The 23099-nt window shown below is 62.0% G+C and carries 14 protein-coding genes; 10 read left to right on the top strand and 4 right to left on the bottom strand.

All coding sequences use genetic code 11. From position 1 onward, the window contains the following. Positions 1 to 39: 39 nt before the first annotated feature. The 3 genes from prfB to J0663_RS17155 form a co-directional block, all read right to left on the bottom strand. Positions 40 to 1171 (bottom strand): peptide chain release factor 2 gene (prfB, locus tag J0663_RS17165; protein WP_207241562.1). Its coding sequence is split into 2 segments (ribosomal slippage): positions 40 to 1101 and positions 1103 to 1171, totalling 1131 coding nucleotides; the frame shifts between segments, so codons are not numbered across the junction. A 203-nt stretch (positions 1172 to 1374) separates the two neighbouring features. Continuing rightward, positions 1375 to 3834 carry a penicillin-binding protein 1A gene (locus J0663_RS17160; RefSeq protein WP_207241560.1) on the bottom strand — a complete coding sequence of 820 codons (2460 nt, stop codon included), beginning with the start codon at positions 3832 to 3834 and terminating at the stop codon, positions 1375 to 1377. Between the two features lie 362 nt (positions 3835 to 4196). Further along, positions 4197 to 5471 (bottom strand): N-acetylmuramoyl-L-alanine amidase, encoded by a 1275-nt coding sequence (locus J0663_RS17155; RefSeq protein ID WP_207241558.1) that lies wholly within the window; start codon positions 5469 to 5471, stop codon positions 4197 to 4199. A gap of 622 nt (positions 5472 to 6093) precedes the next feature. Between J0663_RS17155 and J0663_RS17150 the strand changes: the two genes are divergently transcribed. Further along, the gene (locus J0663_RS17150; protein ID WP_207241555.1) at positions 6094 to 8973 is read left to right on the top strand and encodes an Rne/Rng family ribonuclease; all 2880 of its coding nucleotides are present in this window, start codon (positions 6094 to 6096) and stop codon (positions 8971 to 8973) included. A gap of 312 nt (positions 8974 to 9285) precedes the next feature. On the opposite strand, the gene J0663_RS17145 is transcribed toward J0663_RS17150, so the two are convergent. Next, the gene (locus tag J0663_RS17145; RefSeq protein WP_207241552.1) at positions 9286 to 10944 is read right to left on the bottom strand and encodes an acyl-CoA dehydrogenase family protein; all 1659 of its coding nucleotides are present in this window, start codon (positions 10942 to 10944) and stop codon (positions 9286 to 9288) included. Positions 10945 to 11122: 178 nt separating this feature from the next. On the opposite strand from J0663_RS17145, the gene J0663_RS17140 reads away from it, so the two are divergent. From J0663_RS17140 to rpmG, 9 genes are all read left to right on the top strand, one after another. Beyond that, positions 11123 to 12079 (top strand): aspartate carbamoyltransferase catalytic subunit, encoded by a 957-nt coding sequence (locus J0663_RS17140; protein WP_207241550.1) that lies wholly within the window; start codon positions 11123 to 11125, stop codon positions 12077 to 12079. After that, positions 12076 to 13365 (top strand): dihydroorotase, encoded by a 1290-nt coding sequence (locus tag J0663_RS17135; protein WP_207241547.1) that lies wholly within the window; start codon positions 12076 to 12078, stop codon positions 13363 to 13365. The genes J0663_RS17140 and J0663_RS17135 overlap by 4 nt, the downstream gene beginning before the upstream one ends. 75 nt (positions 13366 to 13440) lie before the next feature. Then, positions 13441 to 14061 (top strand): glycerol-3-phosphate 1-O-acyltransferase PlsY, encoded by a 621-nt coding sequence (plsY, locus tag J0663_RS17130; RefSeq protein ID WP_207241546.1) that lies wholly within the window; start codon positions 13441 to 13443, stop codon positions 14059 to 14061. Beyond that, a complete protein-coding gene (dprA, locus tag J0663_RS17125) occupies positions 14061 to 15203 on the top strand; it encodes a DNA-processing protein DprA (RefSeq protein ID WP_207241543.1) in 1143 nt (380 codons plus the stop codon). The genes plsY and dprA overlap by 1 nt, the downstream gene beginning before the upstream one ends. A 235-nt stretch (positions 15204 to 15438) precedes the next feature. Continuing rightward, complete coding sequence (topA, locus tag J0663_RS17120; protein ID WP_207241533.1) at positions 15439 to 18093, top strand: type I DNA topoisomerase; 2655 nt, start codon at positions 15439 to 15441, stop codon at positions 18091 to 18093. 1 nt (position 18094) lies between these two features. After that, the gene (gene rnr / locus J0663_RS17115; protein ID WP_207241531.1) at positions 18095 to 20467 is read left to right on the top strand and encodes a ribonuclease R; all 2373 of its coding nucleotides are present in this window, start codon (positions 18095 to 18097) and stop codon (positions 20465 to 20467) included. A gap of 70 nt (positions 20468 to 20537) precedes the next feature. Then, the gene (locus J0663_RS17110) at positions 20538 to 21023 is read left to right on the top strand and encodes a DUF983 domain-containing protein (RefSeq protein ID WP_207241520.1); all 486 of its coding nucleotides are present in this window, start codon (positions 20538 to 20540) and stop codon (positions 21021 to 21023) included. 214 nt (positions 21024 to 21237) lie between these two features. Next, complete coding sequence (locus J0663_RS17105; RefSeq protein WP_207241518.1) at positions 21238 to 22422, top strand: MFS transporter; 1185 nt, start codon at positions 21238 to 21240, stop codon at positions 22420 to 22422. A 92-nt stretch (positions 22423 to 22514) separates the two neighbouring features. Next, the gene (gene rpmG, locus J0663_RS17100; protein ID WP_003587245.1) at positions 22515 to 22682 is read left to right on the top strand and encodes a 50S ribosomal protein L33; all 168 of its coding nucleotides are present in this window, start codon (positions 22515 to 22517) and stop codon (positions 22680 to 22682) included. Positions 22683 to 23099: the final 417 nt, after the last annotated feature.

The following is a 23099-nucleotide window of genomic DNA, read 5'->3' as shown; positions in this document are numbered from 1 at the left end:
CCGTTTCCGGAGCTTTCTGACTTAGATTATTGCGGCCTGTCAGTCGACATCTTCGACGACCGCGTCGGCGGCGCCGCTGATGCGATGGGCAAGGGCTGCTTCCATGAATTCGTTCAGATCGCCGTCAAGCACGTCGTCCGGAGCGGTACTGGCGACGCCGGTGCGCAGGTCCTTGACCAACTGGTATGGCTGCAGCACGTAGGAGCGGATCTGGTGACCCCAGCCGATATCCGTCTTGGAAGCGGCTTCGGCGTTCGCGGCCTCTTCGCGCTTCTTCAACTCGGCTTCGTACATGCGGGCACGCAGCATTTCCCAGGCTTTGGCACGGTTCTTGTGCTGCGAACGTTCCTGCTGGCAGGCAACCACGATCCCGGTCGGGATATGGGTGATGCGCACGGCCGAGTCCGTCGTGTTGACGTGCTGGCCGCCGGCACCGGACGACCGATAGGTATCGATACGGCAATCGCTTTCGTTGATCTCGATGTTGATCGAGTCGTCGACGACGGGATAGACCCAGATCGACGAGAACGACGTATGGCGACGCGCATTGCTGTCATAGGGCGAGATGCGCACCAGACGGTGCACGCCCGATTCCGTCTTCAGCCAGCCATAGGCATTGTGGCCCTTGACGAGCAGCGTCGCGGACTTGATGCCCGCCTCTTCGCCGTCATGGACTTCGAGAAGTTCGACCTTGAAGCGCTGGCGTTCCGCCCAGCGGGTGTACATGCGCAAAAGCATGTTCGCCCAGTCCTGGCTTTCGGTGCCGCCGGCGCCGGAATGGACTTCGAGATAGGTATCGTTGCCGTCGGCCTCACCGGAGAGCATCGCTTCCACCTGGCGGCGAGCGGCCTCGGCCTTCAAGGCCTTCAGCGAGTCCTCGGCTTCCCTAATGATGTCCTCATCGCCCTCTTCCTCGCCAAGCCCGATGAGCTCGATATTGTCGTTCAGCTGCTGTTCGAGCTGCCGGACGCCGTTGATGCCGTCATCGAGCTGCTGGCGCTCGCGCATCAGCTTCTGGGCTTCCTGCGCATCGTTCCAGAGGTTCGGATCCTCTGCCTTGTTGTTCAACCAGTCCAGTCGTCTTATCGCCTGGTCCCAGTCAAAGATGCCTCCTCAGCAGGGTGATAGCCTGCTTGGTTTCATCGACCACGTTTTCGATTTCAGCTCGCATTTTCCTGCTTCTCTGTCTCGGTCTTCTCAAGTGCTGGTGGGATAGAGCATTTTCGCTTTTCTCCGAGCCACGGAGATGCTCTATCTTTTTAGTTTTACGCAATTCCTGACGCAAAACCGCTGAGCGCTTTTGCTGGAATTGCTCTAGAGACGCCCGCCGCTGAAGTAAAGAGCCGCAGCGGGCGTTCAAAATTCAGGCGAGGGTCAGAAAAGGCCTGGCGTGCCTGTCTGGACGGCCTGATTGGCCTGTGGCGAGGTCTTCAGGATTTCTTCGGGCGCCATGGTGCTGTCCATGCCGATGACGGAGAAGCTGTCGGCCGGGCCGGTGCCGGGCTTGAAAGCCTCGACGATGGTGTTCGGATCGCCGTCGGCGGCGGCCATGCCGGTCTTGCGGTCGATCGGGATCAGGTTCATGCCGGATGGAATGACGAATTTCGACTCCGGCATATCCTTGACGGCGGCCTGCATGAATTCGTTGAAGATCGGGGCGGAAAGCCCGCCGCCGGTGCCGCCGCGGCCAAGCGGCGCCGGCGTATCGAAGCCCATATAGAGGCCGGCGACCAGATCCGGCGTAAAGCCGACGAACCAGGCATCCTTTTCGTCATTGGTCGTGCCGGTCTTGCCGGCGACGTCGCGGCCGCCGAGGTCGATCTTGCCAGCGGCTGTGCCGCGCTGAATGACACCCTGCATCATCGAGGTGATCTGGTAGGCGGTCATCGGATCGAGAACGGTTTCGCGGTTGTCGACGACATTCGGCTCTTCCTGGTTCTGCCAGTCGCCGGCATTGCAGCCCTCGCAGAGGCGCTCCTCATGCCTGAAGATCGTCTTGCCGTAGCGATCCTGGATACGGTCGATCAGGGTCGGCTTGATCTGCTTGCCGCCATTGGCGATGACCGAATAGGCCGAGACCATACGCAGTACCGTGGTGTCGCCTGCGCCGAGCGACATGGAGAGAACCGGCAGCATGTGATCGTAGATACCGAAACGTTCGGCATATTCGGCGACGATGTTCATGCCGAGATCGTTGGCGAGACGTACCGTCATCAGGTTGCGCGAATGCTCAATACCCGAGCGCAGCGTCGATGGGCCGCCGACGTCGCCGCCGTAATTCTCCGGTCTCCAGACCTGGCCGCCGGAGACGATCTCGATCGGTGCGTCCATGATGACGGAGGCCGGCGTGTAGCCATTGTCCATCGCCGCTGCGTAGACGAAGGGCTTGAAGGAGGAGCCCGGCTGGCGCATCGCCTGGGTCGCGCGGTTGAATTCGGACTGGGAATAGGAGAAGCCGCCGACCATGGCAAGCACGCGGCCAGTCTTCGGGTCCATGGCGACAAGGCCGCCCTGTACCTTCGGCGGCTGGCGCAGGCGATAGGATGTCGACGCGTCGTCACCGAGCTTTTCGACATAGACGACATCGCCCGGACTCAAGACGCCGGCCGGCGATTTCGCGGTCTTGCGGGAGCCGTCCGCCGAACGGTAGGCCCATTGCATGCTCTTGGCATCGATCGTGCCGCGTTGGCGGTCGGCCGCGACCTTGCCGCTGCCATCCTTGGCCGGCTGCAGGCCGATGTCGACGGTGGCGTCGGAGGCGGCGAGCACAACGGCGAGACGCCATTCCGGCACGTCGGACAGCGCGGGAACATCGGCAAGCGCCTTGCCCCAGTCACCGCCCGCATCGATCTGCTTGATCGGTCCATGGAAACCGCGGCGCTCGTCATAGGTTACGAGGCCATCCTGCAGAGCCTTGCGGGCAGCAAGCTGCATCTGGGGATCGAGTGAGGTGCGCACCGAAAGGCCGCCCTCATACAGTACCTTCTCGCCATATTGGTCGATCAGCTGGCGGCGCACGGCTTCGGCGAAATAGTCAGAAGCGAAGAGCGATGGGCCGTTGCTGCGGGCGGTAACGCCAAGCGGCTGCTTCTTGGCTTCCGCGCCGTCGCTCTGGCTGACATAGCCGTTCTCGACCATGCGATCGATGACCCAGTTGCGGCGTTCCAGCGCTGCCTCAGGATGACGGAAGGGATGATAATTGGCCGGGCCCTTCGGCAGCGATGCCAGATAGGCCGCCTCGGCGACGGTCAGTTCGGTGACGGATTTGTTGAAATAGGTCAGCGCGGCGCCGGCAATGCCATAGGAATTCAGCCCAAAGAAAATCTCGTTCAGGTAGAGCTCGAGAATCTTGTCCTTGCTGTAGGCCTGCTCGATACGGAAGGAGAGGATCGCTTCCTTGATCTTGCGGTCGATTGTCTGGTCCGAGCTCAGAAGGAAGTTCTTGGCCACCTGCTGAGTGATTGTGGATGCACCGACCGGGCGGCGGCCGGAACCGAAATTTTGCAGGTTGACGAGGATTGCGCGACCGAGACCGGTGAGATCGACGCCCGGATGATTGTAGAAATTCTTGTCTTCGGCCGACAGGAAAGCGGCTTTGACGCGGTCTGGAACAGCCTGAATCGGCAGGAAAAGACGCTTTTCCTTGGCATATTCCGCCATGAGAGCGCCGTTGCCGGCGTGCACGCGGGTCGTCACCGGTGGCGCGTAGCTGTTCAGAACGGCATAGTCCGGGAGGTCCTTCGCGATATTGGCGAGGTAGATGGCAATACCCGCCGCCGCGACCAGGAACAGGACACAGGCCATTCCGAAGAAATATCCAAGAAGTCTAACCATATTTTCAGCTACCGGTCTCTTCGATCCTCAATCGGCGCAGGCGCAACGATTGCACAGATCAAGGCAATTTGCACGTTACGCGCGGCTTACTCCATGAGCGCTACCGCCACAAGCCGAATTCCGCGTCTCAGGCTTAGGAAACATAAGCCGGAGTAACGGCGCGAATGTGAGCAAAATAGGGCTCTGGCCGCCGCAATCACCGCTGCGGCAGCGTTTCATCAGGACTGTCACATCCAAGCAACGCCCTTCCCGCCGGCAATCGGAAGCACGCCGCTCAGAACTTGATTCATGGGATACGTCCAAGTCTTTGTTTTCATGAATATCGCCCGGAAGAACCCGGTCGATCTTTCGGCAGGCGTTCTTCAGCCGCCATTCGCCACGACACCGGTGCGGTATCGCTTCACCGCCTCTGTCAGGAGATCGGCGATCCTGCCGCGCCAGGTTTCGTCGAGCAGCAGTTTCTCGTCCTCGGCATTCGACAGGAATCCGAGCTCGAGAAGGATCGACGGCACGTCGGGGGCCTGCAGTACACGGAAGCCGGCATGGCGGTGCGGGTTGTTGATGGTGCTGACCTGGTCCTTGAAGGAATTCAGCACGCTTTCGGCCAGCGAGATCGAGAAGGCCTGCGTCTCACGCCGCGTCAGGTCGAGCAGGATGTCGGCGACCTCCGGCGGCTCGGCGACCGTCTCCTTGCCGGCGATCTGATCAGAGAGGTTTTCGCGTTCGGCCAGGTCTGCGGCGAGTTTGTCGGAGGCCTTGTCGGAGATCGTATAGACGGTCGCGCCGCGGATATCCTTCTGCTTCAGCGTGTCGGCATGCAACGAAATGAACAGGCCGGCATGGTTTTGGCGGGCGATCAGCACGCGCTGCGAAAGCGATAGGAACTCGTCATCGTTACGCGTCAGGAACGCCTTGATGCCGGGTTCCTTGTTCAGCCGGTCGGTCAGGGCCTTGGCGAAGGCAAGCGTCACCTGCTTTTCCTCGGTCTTGGTATCGACGCCGATCGCGCCGGTATCGATGCCGCCATGGCCGGCGTCGACGGCAATGACGAAATCGCCGGGGGCGGTTTTCTCGGGGGCTGGAATGGCACTCGTCGTCTGGGCCGCGCCAGCCTGATCGTTCCAGGCGCGATCGCTCCATGATTGTGTCTTGACCAATTCGGCAAAAGCCTGCTTGTCGATCATTTCGGCATCGAGCACCAGGCGATGGCCCCTGCCCGCCTCGTCGGCCTGCACCTTGGCGAGCGCCAGTTTTACCGGCCTTGCCGTCGTCAGCACGATGCGGGCGCTCTCCTCGTCCATTTTGCCGTAGCGGATATCCTTGAAGAGGCCGCGTGCGGCGAGATCCTTGGCTGGAAAACCGAAGGCGGTGGCCGGCAGATCGACGACAATACGCTCCGGATTGGCGATATAATGGACGGAGAAACGCGGTTCGCGGTCGAAGTCGATGACGATGCGCGTTCTGGCGTCATCGCCGATGATGCGCGCTCCATAAGCGAGCAGCGGATCCTTGGCCTCGGCCGCACCCGCGAGACCAGACAGGAAGCAACCGGCGACAAGTGCCGCCGTCAGAAAACGGCTTGCGAATTTCGATCGCCGCGTTGCCGACTGCGCGGCGATCCGAGCCCTCTTAAACAATTAACCGCCACATCCTATTTATACCGCGATGGACCGGACATGGCCGGAGCGGACGCCCGAGAGCGAAACGCCTTGCCGCCTGCCGAATCGCAATCACTTGTCCCCAGCTTCTATGCGTTTCGAAATCCATCAATATTATGGCACATTTGGCTTTTCCCTTGCTATTGTGACAGAGAAAACATACAACGCATTTTAAGGTAGAAGTGTTGACGGGATAGAGTCGCCGCAAGGGCTGCCAGCCAGATCTGGACCTGGCGCCACATCGGTCATCGTCCGCCGTCTCATGCGCTTCAACCCGAGAACTGGATCCTGATTTTCCGGCTTCTTGTCGGAACTTCATTGGTGGATCAGCCACCACGCTCTCAGGAGCAAACTCATCGGACCCGAACCGGGTCTTCGTATTTGTCGATCACGCTTGGTTGTTGATGGTTTCGCAGCAGGTTTTATCTGAAGTGTACAGGCCCCGGACCGAAATGGTTCCGGTTGCGATCTGGCTGCTGCTCTCCTCTTCGCGTCAGGCGCGACTTTCATTATCCGGCGCGGCCACGGTGGACCGCATTCTTTCTGTTTCTAAAGCAGTCGGGAATGCGCTCTCGCGGCCACGCCGAGGAGCACAGCTTACATGGCAGACAAAATGCTTATCGATGCGTCTCACGAGGAAGAGACGCGCGTCGTTGTCGTTCGCGGGAACCGCATAGAAGAATTTGACTTCGAGTCGCAGCACAAGAAGCAGATCCGCGGCAACATCTATCTTGCAAAGGTAACGAGGGTCGAGCCCTCGCTGCAGGCCGCCTTCGTCGATTACGGCGGCAACCGGCACGGCTTCCTGGCCTTCGCCGAAATCCACCCCGACTATTATCAAATACCGCTCGCCGATCGTCAGGCACTGCTTCGAGCCGAAGCCGAGGAGCATCGCCGCGACGAAGACGTCGAACACGTCGAAACCGCGCCGATGGTCGATCTTTCCAAGCAGGATCAGCCGGATGTCGGCATCGTTCCGGCAGAGGCGCCGGCAACGGCTGCCGTAGCCGAAGAGACCACCGCGGAAGAAGTGGCGGCAGCGCCGGAGGCGGCCACGGAAGCCCCGGCCAAGAAGGCAAAGCCGCGCCGCAGCCGCAAGAAGGCCGTCGAAGCAGCCACTGAGACGACCGCGACCGAGGATGCCGTCCCCACCGACGTCGAAGCCGAAGGCGCTTCGACCGTCGACAACGAGGATGACGGTTCGACCGGCGGCGCGATGGCCGCGATGGTGGAAACCGACGAGATTTCCGAGGATGTCGAGACCAGCAAGCGTCGCCGCGACGACGATGACGACGATGACGATCACGGCGAAGAGGAAGTCATCGAATCCGTCGGCGCCGAAGACGCGATGGAAGAAGTGCCGGACCGCGTGCAGCGCAAGCCGCGCAAGCAGTACCGCATCCAGGAAGTCATCAAGCGCCGGCAGATCCTGCTCGTGCAGGTCGCGAAGGAAGAGCGCGGCAACAAGGGCGCAGCCCTGACCACCTATCTCTCACTTGCCGGCCGCTATTCCGTCCTGATGCCGAACACGGCGCGTGGCGGCGGCATTTCCCGCAAGATCACCAATCCTGCCGACCGCAAGCGCCTGAAGGAAATCGCGCGCATGCTCGAGGTGCCGCAGGGCATGGGCGTGATCCTGCGCACCGCCGGCGCCAATCGCACCAAGGTCGAGGTCAAGCGCGATTTCGAATATCTAATGCGCCTGTGGGAGAACGTGCGCACGCTGACGCTGGCCTCCACGGCTCCCTGCCTCGTCTATGAGGAAGGCTCGCTGATCAAGCGCTCGATCCGCGACCTCTACAACAAGGACATCGGCGAGATCATCGTTGCCGGCGAAGAAGGCTATCGTGAAGCCAAAGACTTCATGAAGATGCTGATGCCGAGCCACGCCAAGGTGGTCCAGCCCTATCGCGACATCCACCCGATCTTCTCGCGTTCGGGCATCGAGGCCCAGCTCGACCGCATGCTGCAGCCGCAGGTGACATTGCGTTCCGGCGGTTACCTGATCATGAACCAGACGGAAGCGCTGGTTTCGATCGACGTCAACTCCGGCCGCTCGACGCGCGAACACTCGATCGAGGACACCGCGCTGCAGACCAACCTCGAAGCCGCGGAAGAAATCGCCCGCCAGCTTCGCCTGCGCGACCTTGCCGGCCTGATCGTCATCGACTTCATCGACATGGAAGAGAAGCGCAACAACCGCGCAGTCGAGAAGAAGCTGAAGGAATGCCTGAAGAACGACCGCGCCCGCATCCAGGTCGGCCGGATCTCGCATTTCGGCCTTCTGGAAATGTCGCGCCAGCGCATCCGCGCTTCCGTTCTCGAATCGACCACCCAGGTCTGCTCGCATTGCGGCGGCACCGGTCACGTCCGTTCGCAGTCCTCCGTCGCGCTGCACGTGCTGCGCGGGATCGAGGAATATCTGCTGAAGAACACCACGCACAACATCACCGTGCGCACCACGCCCGACATCGCGCTCTATCTGCTCAACCACAAGCGTCAGACGATCGTCGATTACGAAGCGCGCTTCGGTGTCGCGATCATCATCGACGCTGACGGTTCGGTGGGTGCCCAGCACTTCGCGATCGACCGCGGCGAACCTGTGGAAAATCCGGTCAAGATCGAAAGCCTCTTCAACTTCGCAGCCATTCCCGAGGATGACGACGACGATATTGTTATCGAAGCGGATGAGGACGAAGACGAGGAACTCGAGGAAAAGCCGGCCGCTGCCGAACGCGTTGCCACGGCACGCGCAGAAGGCGAAGGTGACGGCAACCGAAAGCGCAAGCGCCGCAGGCGCCGTCGCGGCCGCAACGGCAATGCAGAGCAGCCGGTATTGGCTGCAGGCGAAGCCGGCGACGAGGAAGAAGACGGCGAGGACGAAGGCAGCGAAGGCGATGAAACCGCCGCCGCCACGCCCGAGGCCCGTGCCGAAAACGAGGAATCGCAGCGCCGCAAGCGTCGCCGTCGCGGCAAGCGCGGCGGCCGCCGCAATCGCGCCGAGGACGGCTCTGAAGTGACGGTTGGTGAAGCCGGCGAAGGCAACGGTAGTGACGAGGGCGAAGGCGACGCCATTTCGGATGGCGGCGCTCCCAGCGAAGCCGAAATCGTTGAGACGATCGCCGAGCAGGCGGGCGAAGGCCAGGCTGCAATGGCTGCCGTCGAAGGCACTGCCGTCGTCGCCGAGGATGTGAAGCCCGCGCGTGGCCGCGGTCGCCGCAAGCCCGCCGCAGCGCCGGTCGAAGAACCGGTAGCAGAGGAAGTGACCACACCCGCCGTCGAAGCCGAACCGGAAGTGGTTGAAGCCTCCGCCGATCTCGGAGCACCTGCCCAGGAAGAGCCAAAGCCGGTTCGCGCCAACCGCGAATCCAACATCTCCTCTTCCGAGCCGACGGTGAAATCCACCCGCAGCGAAAATGGCGATAGCGACGACGGCAAGCCGAAGAAAGCCGGCTGGTGGCAGCGCCGCGGCTTCTTCTGAACGCTGATTTTCGGACGTAGATAATGAGATCCGGCTGCGGCAACGCGGCCGGATTTTGTTTATGGCGATGGATATCGTCGCCGATGTCAGAGGAAGCCGTAAACAGGGAGAAGGGACAATGCCGCAACCTCTCCGTCCCCCACCAACCTTTCGCGGGCACGTCCCTTGCTCCATTTACGGGGTCTGCAGGACGGGTCGAGACCAGTGGCTCGACCCCGGTAAGGGTTAGGGTGAGGGACAGCAATCAGCGCAAAACGCTTCGATATCGCTCGTCTCGACGCCGGCGCAGCGCCACGTCATCTCCAGCTGCGATCAGGCAGCCGGCGGGTAGAGCAGGTCGACGATATAGCTGGCGTCGAAGCGGGAGTCGAGCATGCCGTAGGTGGAGCGCCAGCCGCCGGCAAGCCGCGTCTCGATGAAGGCATCGGCAATGCGCCCTGCCCCAAGCCGGTAAAGTTCGGCGGCACCGGCCGCAAGCGCCAGCTGCTCGACGAGCAGGCGCGCAGCCCCCTCATCCTGTTCGCAGAGCGCGATTGCGGCGCGCAGCACGTCGATCGTCTTCTTGCCGGCCGGACCGAGGTCGCGGGCAAGGCCTGAGAAAACCGTTTCGAACAGGTCCTTGCCGCGGTTGAGCACACGCAGCACGTCGAGCGCCATGACGTTGCCGGAGCCTTCCCAGATGGCATTGACTGGAGCCTCCCGATAATGGCGGGCGATCGGGCGCTCTTCTATGTATCCATTGCCGCCGATGCATTCCATGGCTTCATAGATCAAGGCCGGCGCGATCTTGCAGCACCAGTATTTGGCGACCGGGGTCATGACGCGGGCATAGGCAGCTTGCTCGGCATTGCCGCGCGCCTTGTCGAAAGCATCGGCGAGACGGAAGGACAGTGCCGTCGCGGCAGCGATATCAAGCGCCATGTCGGCCAGCACGCGCGTCATGATCGGCTGGTTGACGAGCATCTTGCCGAAGACGCTGCGGCCGCGGGTGTGGTGCACGGCTTCGGCGAGAGAGGCGCGCATCATGCCCGAAGACGCCAGTGCGCAGTCGAGGCGGGTCAGCGTCACCATGTCGAGGATGGTGCGGATGCCGGCATCCGGGGCACCGAGCAGAAAACCGAAAGTGTCCGAGAATTCCACCTCGGAAGAAGCATTGGAGCGATTGCCGACCTTGTCCTTCAGCCGCTGGAACTGCAGACCGTTGGCCGAGCCATCCTCCAGAAGCCGCGGCACGAGGAAGCAGCCCATGCCCTCCTTCGTCTGCGCCAGCATGATGAAGGCATCGCTCATCGGCGCGGACATGAACCATTTGTGGCCGGAGAGCCGGTAGATACCTTCGCTGACCTTTTCGGCCGCACTCCGGTTGGCCCGGACGTCCGTACCGCCCTGCTTTTCCGTCATGCCCATGCCGATGGTGACGGCGGATTTCTGCATGGCGGGCCGGTTAGACGAATCATATTTGCGCGACAGGATCTTCGGCGCCCAATCTTTCTGCACCGCTGGCGAAGCCGACAGCGCAGCCACCGAAGCGCTTGTCATCGTCAGCGGGCAGAGATGACCGGCTTCCAGCTGGGCCGTCAGATAGAAGCGCGCGGCGCGGACCTTATGGGCGTCATCCTTGGCTTCGGTATCGGCCTGCGGATCCCAGACGGAGGAATGCAGCCCAACCGACATGGAACGGCGCATCAGCGCGTGCCAGGCCGGATGGAATTCAACGACGTCGAGGCGCTCACCGCGCGGGCCGTGGGTGCGCAACTGCGGCGTACCCTGGTTTGCCATGCGCGCCAGCTCCTGCGCTTCCGGCGAGGTGACGTAGCGGCCCATATTTTCCAGATCTTCGCGGATGCCGCGCGGCAGCGCCGCCGTCAGATCGACGATCAGCGGATCGGACCGATAGGCATTGATGCCGGACCACAGGCTCGGCTGGTTGAGTTCTGCGAGTTTGTCGTCAATCCGGTTGGCGGAGGTCATTATTCGCTTCTAGTGCAAGAACCCGGCAAGGGAAACCGGAAGTTATGATTCGCTCCCATCTGCTCTATCGGAATTCGGGCGAAAATGCATGGGGACATAAGCCTTTGCCCACAGCGCATGCTTGCCCCGACGGGCAGCACTCTTTATAGACCCGCAAGAGACAGCAAGAGGCAGTGTCATGGTCTTTTTCCCCCACCGCCACCTCATTGGCATCAAGGGCCTCACCGAGCAGGATATCACCTATCTCCTCGACAAGGCCGACGAAGCCGTCAAGATCAGCCGCCAGCGAGAAAAGAAGACGTCGACGCTGCGCGGGCTAACGCAGATTAACCTCTTTTTCGAGGCATCGACCCGCACGCAGGCCTCCTTCGAGCTTGCCGGCAAGCGGCTCGGCGCCGACGTCATGAACATGTCGGTCGGAAATTCCTCGGTGAAAAAAGGCGAAACGCTGATCGATACGGCAATGACGCTGAATGCGATGCGCCCTGATGTGCTGGTGATCCGCCATTCAAGCGCGGGGGCGGCTGCCCTCCTCGCCCAGAAGGTCTCCTGCTCGGTCGTCAATGCCGGCGACGGCCAGCACGAACATCCGACGCAGGCGCTCCTCGACGCGCTGACGATCCGCCGCGCCAAGGGCAAGCTCTCGCGCATCATCGTGGCGATCTGCGGCGACGTGCTGCATTCGCGGGTGGCGCGCTCCAATATCCTGCTGCTCAATGCGATGGGGGCGCGCGTGCGCGTCGTTGCGCCCGCGACTCTCCTGCCCGCCGGCATTGCCGAGATGGGCGTCGAGGTGTTCCATTCGATGAAAGATGGGCTCGAAGATGCTGACGTGGTGATGATGCTCAGGCTGCAGCGCGAGCGCATGTCGGGCGCCTTCGTACCCTCGGTGCGCGAATACTACCATTTCTACGGGCTCGACGCCGAAACGCTGAAGGCCGCGAAGGACGATGCGCTGGTCATGCATCCGGGCCCGATGAACCGCGGCGTCGAGATCGCCTCGGAAGTCGCTGACGGTCCGCAAAGTGTAATCGCCGAACAGGTTGAGATGGGGGTCGCGGTGCGCATGGCGGTCATGGAGACACTGCTCGTCTCGCAGAACCAGGGCCCACGAACCGATGGAATGATGGCATGAGCAGTCCGATCGTCCTCAAAAATGTCCGCATCGTCGATCCCTCGCGCAATCTGGACGAGGTGGGAACGATCATCGCCGAAAACGGGGTGATCCTTGCCGCCGGTCACGCTGCGCAGAACCAGGGCGCGCCGGAAGGCGCAGTCATCCGCGATTGCGCCGGCCTCGTCGCAACGCCGGGCCTTGTCGATGCGCGCGTCCATATCGGCGAACCCGGCGGCGAGCACCGCGAGACGATCGCCTCGGCGAGCCGGGCAGCGGCGGCCGGCGGCGTTACCTCGATCATCATGATGCCGGACACCGATCCCGTCATCGACGACATCGCGCTCGTCGAATTCGTCAAGAAGACGGCGCGGGATACGGCTGCCGTCAACGTCTATCCGGCAGCCGCTATCACCAAGGGCCTCGCCGGCGAAGAGATGACGGAGATCGGTCTGCTGATGCAGGCGGGAGCCGTCGCCTTCACTGACGCCCACTCCAGCGTCCATAACACGCAGGTGCTGCGCCGGATCATGACCTATGCCCGCGAATTCGGTGCCGTCATCTCCTGCGAGACGCGAGACAAATATCTTGGGGCCAACGGCGTCATGCATGAGGGGCTCTTAGCCAGCTGGCTGGGGCTTTCCGGCATTCCGCGGGAAGCCGAGCTCATCCCGCTCGAACGCGATCTCAGGATCGCAGAACTGACGCGCGGACGTTATCACGCCGCAATGATCTCGGTGTCCCAATCGGTTGAGGCGATCGAACGCGCCCGCAGCCGCGGCGCCAAGGTGACCTCGGGCATCTCGATCAACAATCTGGCACTCAACGAAAACGACATCGGCGAATACCGTACCTTCTTCAAGCTCTATCCGCCGCTGCGCCCGGAGGACGACCGGGTGGCGATGGCCGAAGCGCTTGGACGCGGCGCCATCGACATCATCGTCTCCTCGCACGACCCACAGGACGTCGATACGAAGCGTCTGCCCTTCGGCGAGGCGGCCGACGGTGCCGTCGGCCTGGAAACCATGCTGGCGGCGGCCCTCAGGCTTCATCATGGCGGCCAGGTCAGTCTGATGCGGCTGATCGACGCCATGTCCACCCGCCCGGCCGAGATTTTCGGCCTTGACGCCGGCACGCTGAAGCCGGGTGCTGCGGCCGATATCGCGCTGATCGATCTCGATGAGCCTTGGCTTGTCGCCAAAGACATGCTTCTCTCCCGTTCGAAGAACACGCCGTTTGAGGATGCGCGCTTCAGCGGGCGAGCGGTTGCGACATATGTCGCGGGAAAGCTTGTCCACGCAGTTTAGGATCGACACCATCGCCATTCATCCCAGAGAAAAAGGGCTGGAGCTGAGGATAGCCACGGAGGGCTGAGGGGACATATGTTATCCAATCTCATGTCATGGCAGATCACGCTGCCGATCGCGCTTGCCGCCGCCGTCATCGGCTATCTCCTCGGTTCGATTCCCTTCGGCCTGATCCTGACCCGCGCCGCCGGCCTCGGCGACGTGCGCAGCATCGGTTCCGGCAATATCGGCGCGACCAATGTCTTAAGAACCGGAAACCGCAAGCTCGCCGCGGCGACGCTTCTGCTCGATGCGCTCAAGGCTTCGGCCGCCGCCTGGATCGTCGGCTATTTCCTTGGTGAGGAGGCGGCGATCATCGCCGGCTTCTCCGCCTTCATCGGCCATCTTTTCCCCGTTTGGATCGGCTTCAAGGGCGGTAAGGGTGTCGCCACCTATATCGGCACCCTGCTCGGCGTCGCGCCGATCATGGTCGTGCTCTTCGCCGCCGTCTGGCTGGCCGTGGCCGTCACCACTCGCTACTCCTCGCTGTCGGCGCTCGTCGCCATGCTTGCTACCCCGGTTGCGCTGTGGATATTGGGCAATGAAAAGGTTGCGGCCGTCATGGCGATCATGACGCTCATCTCCTACTGGAAGCACAGGGCAAATATTTCACGCCTGATGGGCGGAACGGAAAGCAAGATCGGGGCGAAGGGATAATGGATGCGCTGAGCGCGGCATCGAAAGGCGTTGTGCTGACCGAACGGCAAAGAATTGCCTGGCTGCGCCTCATCCGCTCCGACAATATCGGCCCCGCGACCTTTCGCGATCTCATCAATCACTTCGGTTCGGCCGAGGCGGCGCTTGGGGCTTTGCCGGAGCTTTCGGCGCGCGGCGGCGCGACGCGGGCCATCCGCATTGCCAGCGAGGCCGAGGCGCATCGGGAACTGGAGGCGGCGCATCGTTTCGGCGCCCGCTTCGTCGGCATCGGCGAGCCGGATTATCCGCAGGCGCTGAAGCAGATCGACGGCGCGCCACCGCTCCTTGCCGTCAAAGGCGCGCTTGCCGCCGCCAAACGACCGGCCGTCGGCATCGTCGGCTCGCGCAACGCGTCGGCCGCAGGCGCCAAATTCGCAGCGATGGTGGCGCGCGCCTGTGGCCAGGCGGGTTATACCGTGGTCTCCGGCCTGGCGCGCGGCATCGACACATCAGCGCACCGGGCAAGCCTCGGCACGGGCACGATCGCAGCGCTTGCCGGCGGCCTCGACAAGCCCTACCCGCCGGAAAATATCGGCCTCATCGAAGAAATCACCGGCGGCAACGGCCTGGCGGTGAGCGAAATGCCCTTCGGCTGGGAGCCCCGCGCCCGCGATTTCCCGCGCCGGAACAGGTTGATTGCCGGCATCGCGCTTGGCGTGGTGATCGTCGAAGCGGCGACGCGTTCGGGCTCGTTGATCACGGCGCGCCTTGCCGGCGAGTTCGGCCGACTGGTGTTTGCCGTGCCCGGCTCGCCGCTCGATCCGCGCTGTCACGGCACCAACGAACTGCTGAAGGATGGCGCTTCGATCGTCACCGAACCTGCCGATGTCATCGAGGCCCTGGCGCCACTCGCGCAACCCGACCTGTTCCGCCCGTCGATGGCGCAGGAACCTGCACATGAGAGCAAGGCAATAACGATTCCGCCCGGCGATTCAGACCGGAGCCGCGTCATCGAGGCGCTTGGGCCGACGCCTGTCGACATCGACGACGTCATCCGCCACACCGGCCTTTCAGCGTCCGCGGTTTATCTTATCCTGCTGGAACTCGATATATCAGGCAGGGTGCACCGGCATCAGGGAGGTTTGGTCTCGCTTTCCGACTGACGCTTGCGCGGTAGGAAGGAGCGGCTTTGCGAACGCAGGACCTCCGTGTTGAGAACCACATGAGTTATTTTTCATGACGATTCTTGTTTCGATTGCACCAGATGCAAGAAGTAAAATTGCAGCAAACCCCTTGACCGCGGCGATTTCCCTGTCCATGTCGGAAGGCCAGTATCCAAGTTGCACTGCGTGTTGCGCTGGCTTCCACGCCGGCGCAGCTGTTTTTTAGAGAATCATCATGAATGTTGTAGTGGTGGAATCGCCTGCCAAGGCCAAGACGATCAACAAGTATCTGGGTTCGGGATACAAAGTGCTCGCCTCCTTCGGTCATGTGCGCGATCTGCCTGCCAAGGATGGCTCGGTCCTTCCCGATCAGGATTTCGAAATGCTTTGGGAGGTCGACGGCGCCTCTGCCAAGCGGATGAAGGACATTGCCGACGCGGTGAAATCCTCTGACGGCCTGTTTCTCGCGACCGACCCGGATCGTGAAGGCGAAGCGATTTCCTGGCACGTCCTCGACATGCTGAACAAGAAGCGGGTGCTGAACGGCAAGTCGGTCAAGCGCGTCGTCTTCAATGCGATCACCAAGAAGGCGGTCCTCGACGCGATGGCCGATCCGCGTGATATCGACGTGCCGCTGGTCGACGCCTATCTGGCACGCCGCGCACTCGACTATCTCGTCGGTTTCAATCTTTCGCCGGTCCTGTGGCGCAAGCTGCCCGGCGCGCGTTCGGCCGGCCGCGTCCAGTCGGTGGCGCTTCGCCTAGTCTGCGACCGCGAATCCGAGATCGAGCGCTTCATCTCCGAAGAATACTGGAACCTCTCGGCGCTTCTGAAGACGCCGCGCGGCGACGAATTCGAAGCAAAGCTGGTCTCGGCGCACGGCAAGCGGCTACCGCCGCGCGCGATCGGCAACGGCGAGGAAGCCAGCCGCCTGAAGGCTTTGCTCGAAGGTGCAAGCTATATCGTCGAAACGGTCGAGGCGAAGCCGGTCAAGCGTAATCCGGGACCGCCCTTTACCACCTCGACGCTGCAACAGGCCGCCTCCTCCAATCTCGGCTTCTCCGCCTCGCGCACCATGCAGATCGCCCAGAAGCTCTACGAGGGCGTCGACATCGGCGGCGAGACCGTCGGTCTCATCACCTATATGCGAACCGACGGCGTACAGATGGCGCCCGAGGCGATCGATGCGGCACGACGCGCCATCCTCGACCAGTTCGGCGAACGCTATATGCCGGAGAAGGCGCGCTTCTATTCCACCAAGGCGAAAAACGCCCAGGAGGCACACGAGGCGATCCGCCCGACCGATTTCAACCGCTCCCCCGACCGTCTGCGCAAATTTCTCGATGCCGACCAGATCCGGCTTTACGACCTGATCTGGAAGCGCGGCATCGCCAGCCAGATGGCATCGGCCGAGATCGAGCGCACGACGGCTGAAATCACCGCCGACAACAAGGGAGAGAAGGCGGGCCTGCGCGCTGTCGGTTCGGTCATTCGCTTCGACGGCTTCATCGCCGCCTATACCGACCAGAAGGAGGACGGCGAGCAGAGCGACGACGGCGACGAGGATGGCCGCCTGCCGGAGATCAATGCGCGCGAGACGCTCGCCAAGCAGAAGATCAATTCGACCCAGCATTTCACCGAACCGCCGCCGCGTTACTCGGAAGCTTCGCTGATCAAGAAGATGGAAGAGCTCGGCATCGGCCGCCCCTCCACCTATGCCGCGACACTCGCGACGCTGCGCGACCGCGATTATGTGACCATCGACAAGCGCAAGCTGATCCCGCAGGCCAAGGGCCGGCTGGTGACGGCTTTCCTCGAAAGCTTCTTCACCAAATATGTCGAATATGATTTCACCGCCGATCTCGAGGAGAAGCTCGACCGGATTTCCGCGGGCGAGCTGAACTGGAAGCAGGTGCTGCGCGATTTCTGGAAGGATTTCTTCGCTCAGATCGAAGACACCAAGGAACTGCGCGTCACCAACGTGCTCGATTCGCTGAACGAGGCGCTGGCGCCGCTCGTCTTTCCGAAACGCGAAGATGGCAGCGACCCCAGAATCTGCCAGGTCTGCGGCACCGGCAACCTGTCGCTGAAGCTCGGCAGATATGGTGCCTTCGTCGGCTGTTCGAACTATCCGGAATGCAACTACACCCGTCAACTCTCCTCCGAAAACGGCGGGGAAGCGGAAGGTGTCGCGCTCAACGAGCCGAAGAACCTTGGCACCGATCCGACGACCGGTGAGGAACTGACGCTGCGTTCCGGCCGCTTCGGTCCCTATATCCAGCGCGGCGATGGCAAGGAGGCCAAACGCGCCTCGTTGCCGAAGGGCTGGAAGCCCGAGGATATCGACTATGAAAAGGCGATGGCTTTGATTTCGCTGCCGCGCGATATCGGCAAACATCCCGAAACCGGCAAGATGATCTCCTCAGGCATCGGACGCTACGGTCCATTCCTTCTGCATGACGGTTCCTATGCCAATCTGGAAACCGTCGAGGACGTCTTCTCCGTCGGTCTCAACCGCGCTGTGACGCTGATCGCCGAAAAGGCGAACAAGGCGCCGGGCCGGGGCGCGCGCGGCACGCCGGCGGCGCTGAAGACCCTCGGCGATCACCCCGATGGCGGCGCCATCACCGTTCGCGACGGCAAGTACGGCCCCTATGTCAACTGGGGCAAGGTCAACGCCACGCTGCCGAAGGGCAAGGATCCGCAAGCCATCACCATCGAGGAGGCGCTTGTGCTGATCACTGAAAAGGCCGGCAAGGCGCCCGCCACCAAGGCATCCAAGGCGAAAGCCAAGCCGAAGGCGGCAGCCGCCGAAGCAAAGACCACCAAGACGGCCGCCAAGCCGAAGGCAGCGAAGGCGAAGGCGCCCGCGAAATCGAAAAAGAGCTGACGTGAGCAGGACACCGCGCGACAGAACGAACCTCGCGGGCAAACGCCCGGGCAAGATCGGCCGCGCGGGCAAGGATGCTCCCGCTGTCGAGCCGCTGAACATCGTCCACGGCGCACTGCCCTCGCGCGAGGTGATCCTGCGCTTCATCGCCGATCATCCGCAGAAGGCCTCCAAGCGCGAACTCGCCAAGGCGTTCGGGCTGAAAGGTGACAGCCGCGTCGAGCTCAAGCATATGCTGCAGGAGCTCGAACAAGAAGGCATGCTGCAGAAGAGCCGCAAGTCGCTCATTCGTCCCGGCGCCCTTCCGCCCGTCACCGTTCTCGACATTACGACCCGCGACAAGGATGGCGATCTGATCGGCCGGCCGGCGGAATGGCCGGAAGACCAGGGTGTGGCGCCGGCCGTCGCTATCCGCCAGCAATCGCCTGCGGGCCGCCAGGGCAAGGGCAAGGCGCCCGTCGCCGGCCTCGGCGACCGAATTCTCGCGAAAATCTTCCCTGCCATTGATCGCGGCGGGCCGGCCTATACCGCGCGTATCATCAAGGTGATCGACAGGCGCCGCGGCGCAGCGATGGGCGTTTTCCGCACGGCACCTGGCGGCGGCGGCCGGTTGCTGCCGATCGAAAGGCGCGGCGAGGAGATGGTGATCGACCCGGACTTCACCGGCGGCGCCAGGGATGGCGACCTGGTCGAGATCGAAGTCGCCCGGCTCGGCCGCTTCGGCCTGCCGCGCGCCAAGGTTCTCTCCGTCGTCGGCTCCGTCGGCTCGGAAAAGGCGATCTCGATGATCGCCATCCATGCACACGGAATTCCGCATGTCTTCCCACCGGCCGTCGTCGCCGAGGCGGAAGAAGCAAAGCCAGCGACGATGTCCCATCGCGAAGATTGGCGCGCCATGCCGCTGATCACCATCGATCCGGCTGACGCCAAGGATCATGACGACGCGGTTCATGCCGAGCCTGACCCTTCGCCCGACAATCCCGGCGGCGTCATCGTCACCGTCGCGATCGCCGACGTCTCCTGGTATGTCCGCCCGAATTCACCGCTCGACCGCGAGGCGCTGAAGCGCGGCAACTCCGTCTATTTCCCCGATCGTGTCGTGCCGATGCTGCCGGAGCGAATCTCAAACGACCTCTGCTCGCTGAAGGAAGGCGTCGACCGCCCGGCACTTGCCGTGCGCATGAGCTTCTCCGGGGAAGGTCGCAAGATCGGCCACACCTTCCATCGCATCATGATGAAGAGCGCGGCCAAGCTTTCCTACCAGCAGGCGCAGGCGGCGATCGACGGAAATCCCGATGACAAGACCGGGCCGATGCTCGAGCCGATCCTGAAACCGCTCTGGCACGCCTATGGGGTGATGAAACGCGGACGCGACAGGCGCCAGCCGCTGGAACTCGACATGCCGGAGCGCAAGATCCTGCTGAAGCCCGACGGCACCGTCGACAGGGTCTTCGTGCCGCCGCGGCTCGATGCGCACAAGCTGATCGAAGAGATGATGATCCAGGCGAATGTCTGCGCCGCCGAAACGCTTGAAAAGAAGCGACAGCCGCTGGTCTACCGTATCCATGACGGCCCGACGCTTGCCAAGCAGGAGGTCCTGCGCGAGTTCCTGGCGACACTCGGCATCTCGCTTGCCAAGGGCGGCAACGTCCGCGCCAACAGCTTCAACGGCATTCTGGCCAAGGCCGAGGGCACGGCGCACCAGACCATGGTCAACGAGATGGTGCTGCGCTCGCAGAGCCAGGCGATATACAGCCCCGAGAATATCGGCCATTTCGGCCTTAACCTGATGAAATACGCCCACTTCACCTCGCCGATCCGCCGCTACGCCGATCTGATCGTGCATCGTGCGCTGGTCGGCTCCCTCGGCTTGGGTGATGGCGGCATCACGCCGGACGAGGAAGCCGCCCTTGATGATATCGCTGCCGAAATTTCCACCTTCGAGCGCCGCGCCATGGCAGCCGAGCGCGAGACCATCGACCGGCTGATCGCCCATCACCTCAGCACCCGCGTCGGCGAAGAATTTTCCGGCCGCGTCTCGGGTGTTACCAAATCCGGGCTATTTATTACCTTGCCGGACTACGGCGCCGACGGTTTCATCCCTATCTCCACCCTCGGCACCGATTATTTCATCTATGACGAGGCGCATCAGGCGCTCTCGGGTGAAAGAACCGGCCTTGGCTATCGCCTTGGCGACAGCGTCACCGTGAAGCTTGCCGAAGCGATCCCACTTGCCGGCGCACTGCGTTTCGAAATGCTGAGCGAGGGGCGCGAGATGCCGACGGCCGTGCGTTCCTTCCACAAGGCAGGCCGCCGCGAGAGGGGCCAGGTCCGCAAGAAGCCGGGAACGCGGCCACCGCGCGGGCGCCGCTAGGCATCGTGCCGAAAGCAGCATTGGTCTGATTACAGAACTCCATGCTTTCGGCCTGAAAGAGGAAGATGCAATGAGAACTCCGACCGATCCGGTCGTCCGCTACGGGGACAGCCCCGAGGCCGAGCGTCCGCTTGGGCGCTCCATCATGCGCGGGCTGATGAACCGCTGCCCGGCCTGCGGCAACGGCAAGCTCTTCCAGGCTTTCCTGAAACCCGTCGATCATTGCGCAGTCTGCGGCGAGGCGATGCATCATCACCGCTCCGACGATCTGCCGCCCTATATCGTCATCCTCGTTCTCGGCCACGTCGTGGTCGGCGGCTATATGCTCACCGACATGACCTTCTTGCTGCCGGTATGGGTCCATCTTGCCATCTGGGCGCCGATCACCGTCATCACCGCGCTTGCCTCCATCCAGCCGATCAAGGGTGGCGTCATCGGCCTGCAATGGGCGCTGCGCATGCATGGCTTCGGTGGAGAGAGCGACAGTCCCGATGATTACGACCCACCCCGCCGGCCGATTGAGGGCCTTCACCTTCCAGACATATTTAACGTGTAGTGCCAGCCCTCCACCGACCACCACGGAACGCGGGAGTCAACGATCCTCCACGGCTTGACATGGTAAGCTTTTCTTGTCTGAACAGGCTTTACATTCCGCAGATCACATCGGAAATACTGCGAAACGCTGCTCGTCACCTGGATTTGGCACGTCTGTGTCTTTCTACGTGAGGCGAGAGGTCGATTCGCTCGCGCAGCTTTCTAAGGATGGATAAATGTCTCAGCCGAGAAACGGCACACCAGGCGATATCGAGGAAATCCATTGGCCTTCTCTGGTGGCAGCCATCTCGTCCATTTCAGCCGTCGGCATAGCGATCGGCCTCGGGCTGCCCCTCCTCAGCATCATCCTCGAGAAACGCGGCATCTCGTCCACGCTTATCGGTCTCAACACGGCGATGGCGGGGATCGCGGCGATGGCGGCCGCCCCCGTTACCACCAAGCTCGCCCATAAATACGGCGTTGCGCCGACGATGCTCTGGGCGGTGCTGATTTCGGCGCTGAGTGCACTCGGCTTCTACTATGCCGAGGATTTCTGGTTGTGGTTTCCGCTGCGCTTCGCCTTCCATGGCGCGACGACGACGCTGTTCATCCTCTCCGAGTTCTGGATTAACGCCGCCTCCCCGCCTTCCAAACGCGGTTTCGTGCTCGGCATCTATGCGACGGTGCTTTCCCTCGGCTTCGCGGCCGGCCCCCTGCTGTTCTCAATTCTCGGCAGCGACGGCATCTTCCCCTTCCTGATCGGCGCCGGCGCTATCCTGCTCGCCGCCATTCCGATTTTCGTCGCCCGTGACGAAAGCCCGCTCCTGGAGGAAAAACCGGAGCTGCATTTCATGCGCTACGTTTTCCTGGTGCCGACGGCGACGGCCGCCGTCTTCATCTTCGGCGCGGTCGAAGCGGGCGGGCTGTCGCTCTTCCCGATTTTTGCGGTGCGCGCCCATTTCACCGAATCGCAGGCAGCACTGCTGCTCACCATGATGGGCGTCGGCAACGTCATCTTCCAGATTCCGCTCGGCCTGCTCTCCGACCGCATCCGCGACAAGCGGCCGCTTCTCGCCGGCATGGCGCTGATGGGCTTTATCGGCTCGCTGATGCTGCCGATCCTCGTCAACAACTGGCTGCTGATGGCCGGAATCCTGCTCTTCTGGGGCGGTTGCGTCTCCGGCCTCTACACGGTCGGCCTCAGCCATCTCGGTTCGCGGCTGACCGGCTCTGATCTGGCTGCGGCCAATGCTGCCTTCGTTTTCTGTTATGCGATGGGAACTGTGGCCGGTCCACAGGTGATCGGCGCAGCGATCGATGTCGCCGGAAACAATGGTTTTGCCTGGGCGATCGCGGCCTTCTTCGGCCTTTATGCCCTACTTTCCGGCATCAGATTGATGTTCATTCGAAAACGGACTTGACTTTTCGGGCGGGATTCGTAGTTTCGCGCCAGAATTTGCCGTGGAGCCCATCCGGCTTCCACGGCTTTCATTTTCTTAAAGGCAGGACGACCATGGCCAAGGCTACAACAATCAAGATCAAGCTGCTGTCGACAGCCGACACCGGTTTCTTCTACGTCACGACGAAGAACAGCCGCACGATGACTGACAAGATGACGAAGACGAAGTATGACCCGATTGCGAAGAAGCATGTCGAGTTCAAGGAAACCAAGATCAAGTAATTACTTGGCCTGACGGATTTCAAAAAGCGCGCGCCTTCGGGTTGCGCGTTTTTTGTTGCCCGGGAGGAGCCGACATTGAAAAATGATAGCGCAAACAGACAAACGCCGCCCTTCCGTCTCGGGAAGTGGCGGCGTTTTCCAAAAAGGGGGTCGACCAGCATGCAAAACGGCACGAGGAACCGTTATGACTTGCGTACCAGCCGACCGACCCCACGACCCAGGAGATGCGGCGGACCTGAGCATCATGGGGTATCGACAGCTCCTCTGCGGGAGCGCTTCTCTTATGAGCCGATAATTTGCGCAAAAATGAAAGAAAATCAACAAATTCTTAATGATGATTTTTCCGAGCTTGATTCTATGGTTAAAAGTCCAGTTTTAGAACACACAAAGTTTGGAGGGTTCTGCTTGACGACGAAG

The organism is Rhizobium lentis, from assembly GCF_017352135.1.
Lineage (GTDB): Bacteria > Pseudomonadota > Alphaproteobacteria > Rhizobiales > Rhizobiaceae > Rhizobium > Rhizobium lentis.
Note: the sequence above shows the minus strand (reverse complement) of the source record. Positions and strands in the feature narration are given on the sequence as shown.

Bases quoted from the DNA above. Each gene is read 5' to 3' on its own strand.
- J0663_RS17145 (WP_207241552.1), bottom strand. From the start codon at position 10,944: ATGACCTCCGCCAACCGGATTGACGACAAACTCGCAGAACTCAACCAG.
- J0663_RS17160 (WP_207241560.1), bottom strand. From the start codon at position 3,834: ATGGTTAGACTTCTTGGATATTTCTTCGGAATGGCCTGTGTCCTGTTC.
- J0663_RS17150 (WP_207241555.1), top strand. From the start codon at position 6,094: ATGGCAGACAAAATGCTTATCGATGCGTCTCACGAGGAAGAGACGCGC.
- J0663_RS17135 (WP_207241547.1), top strand. From the start codon at position 12,076: ATGAGCAGTCCGATCGTCCTCAAAAATGTCCGCATCGTCGATCCCTCG.
- topA (WP_207241533.1), top strand. From the start codon at position 15,439: ATGAATGTTGTAGTGGTGGAATCGCCTGCCAAGGCCAAGACGATCAAC.
- J0663_RS17110 (WP_207241520.1), top strand. From the start codon at position 20,538: ATGAGAACTCCGACCGATCCGGTCGTCCGCTACGGGGACAGCCCCGAG.
- rpmG (WP_003587245.1), top strand. From the start codon at position 22,515: ATGGCCAAGGCTACAACAATCAAGATCAAGCTGCTGTCGACAGCCGAC.
- J0663_RS17140 (WP_207241550.1), top strand. From the start codon at position 11,123: ATGGTCTTTTTCCCCCACCGCCACCTCATTGGCATCAAGGGCCTCACC.
- J0663_RS17105 (WP_207241518.1), top strand. From the start codon at position 21,238: ATGTCTCAGCCGAGAAACGGCACACCAGGCGATATCGAGGAAATCCAT.
- plsY (WP_207241546.1), top strand. From the start codon at position 13,441: ATGTTATCCAATCTCATGTCATGGCAGATCACGCTGCCGATCGCGCTT.
- dprA (WP_207241543.1), top strand. From the start codon at position 14,061: ATGGATGCGCTGAGCGCGGCATCGAAAGGCGTTGTGCTGACCGAACGG.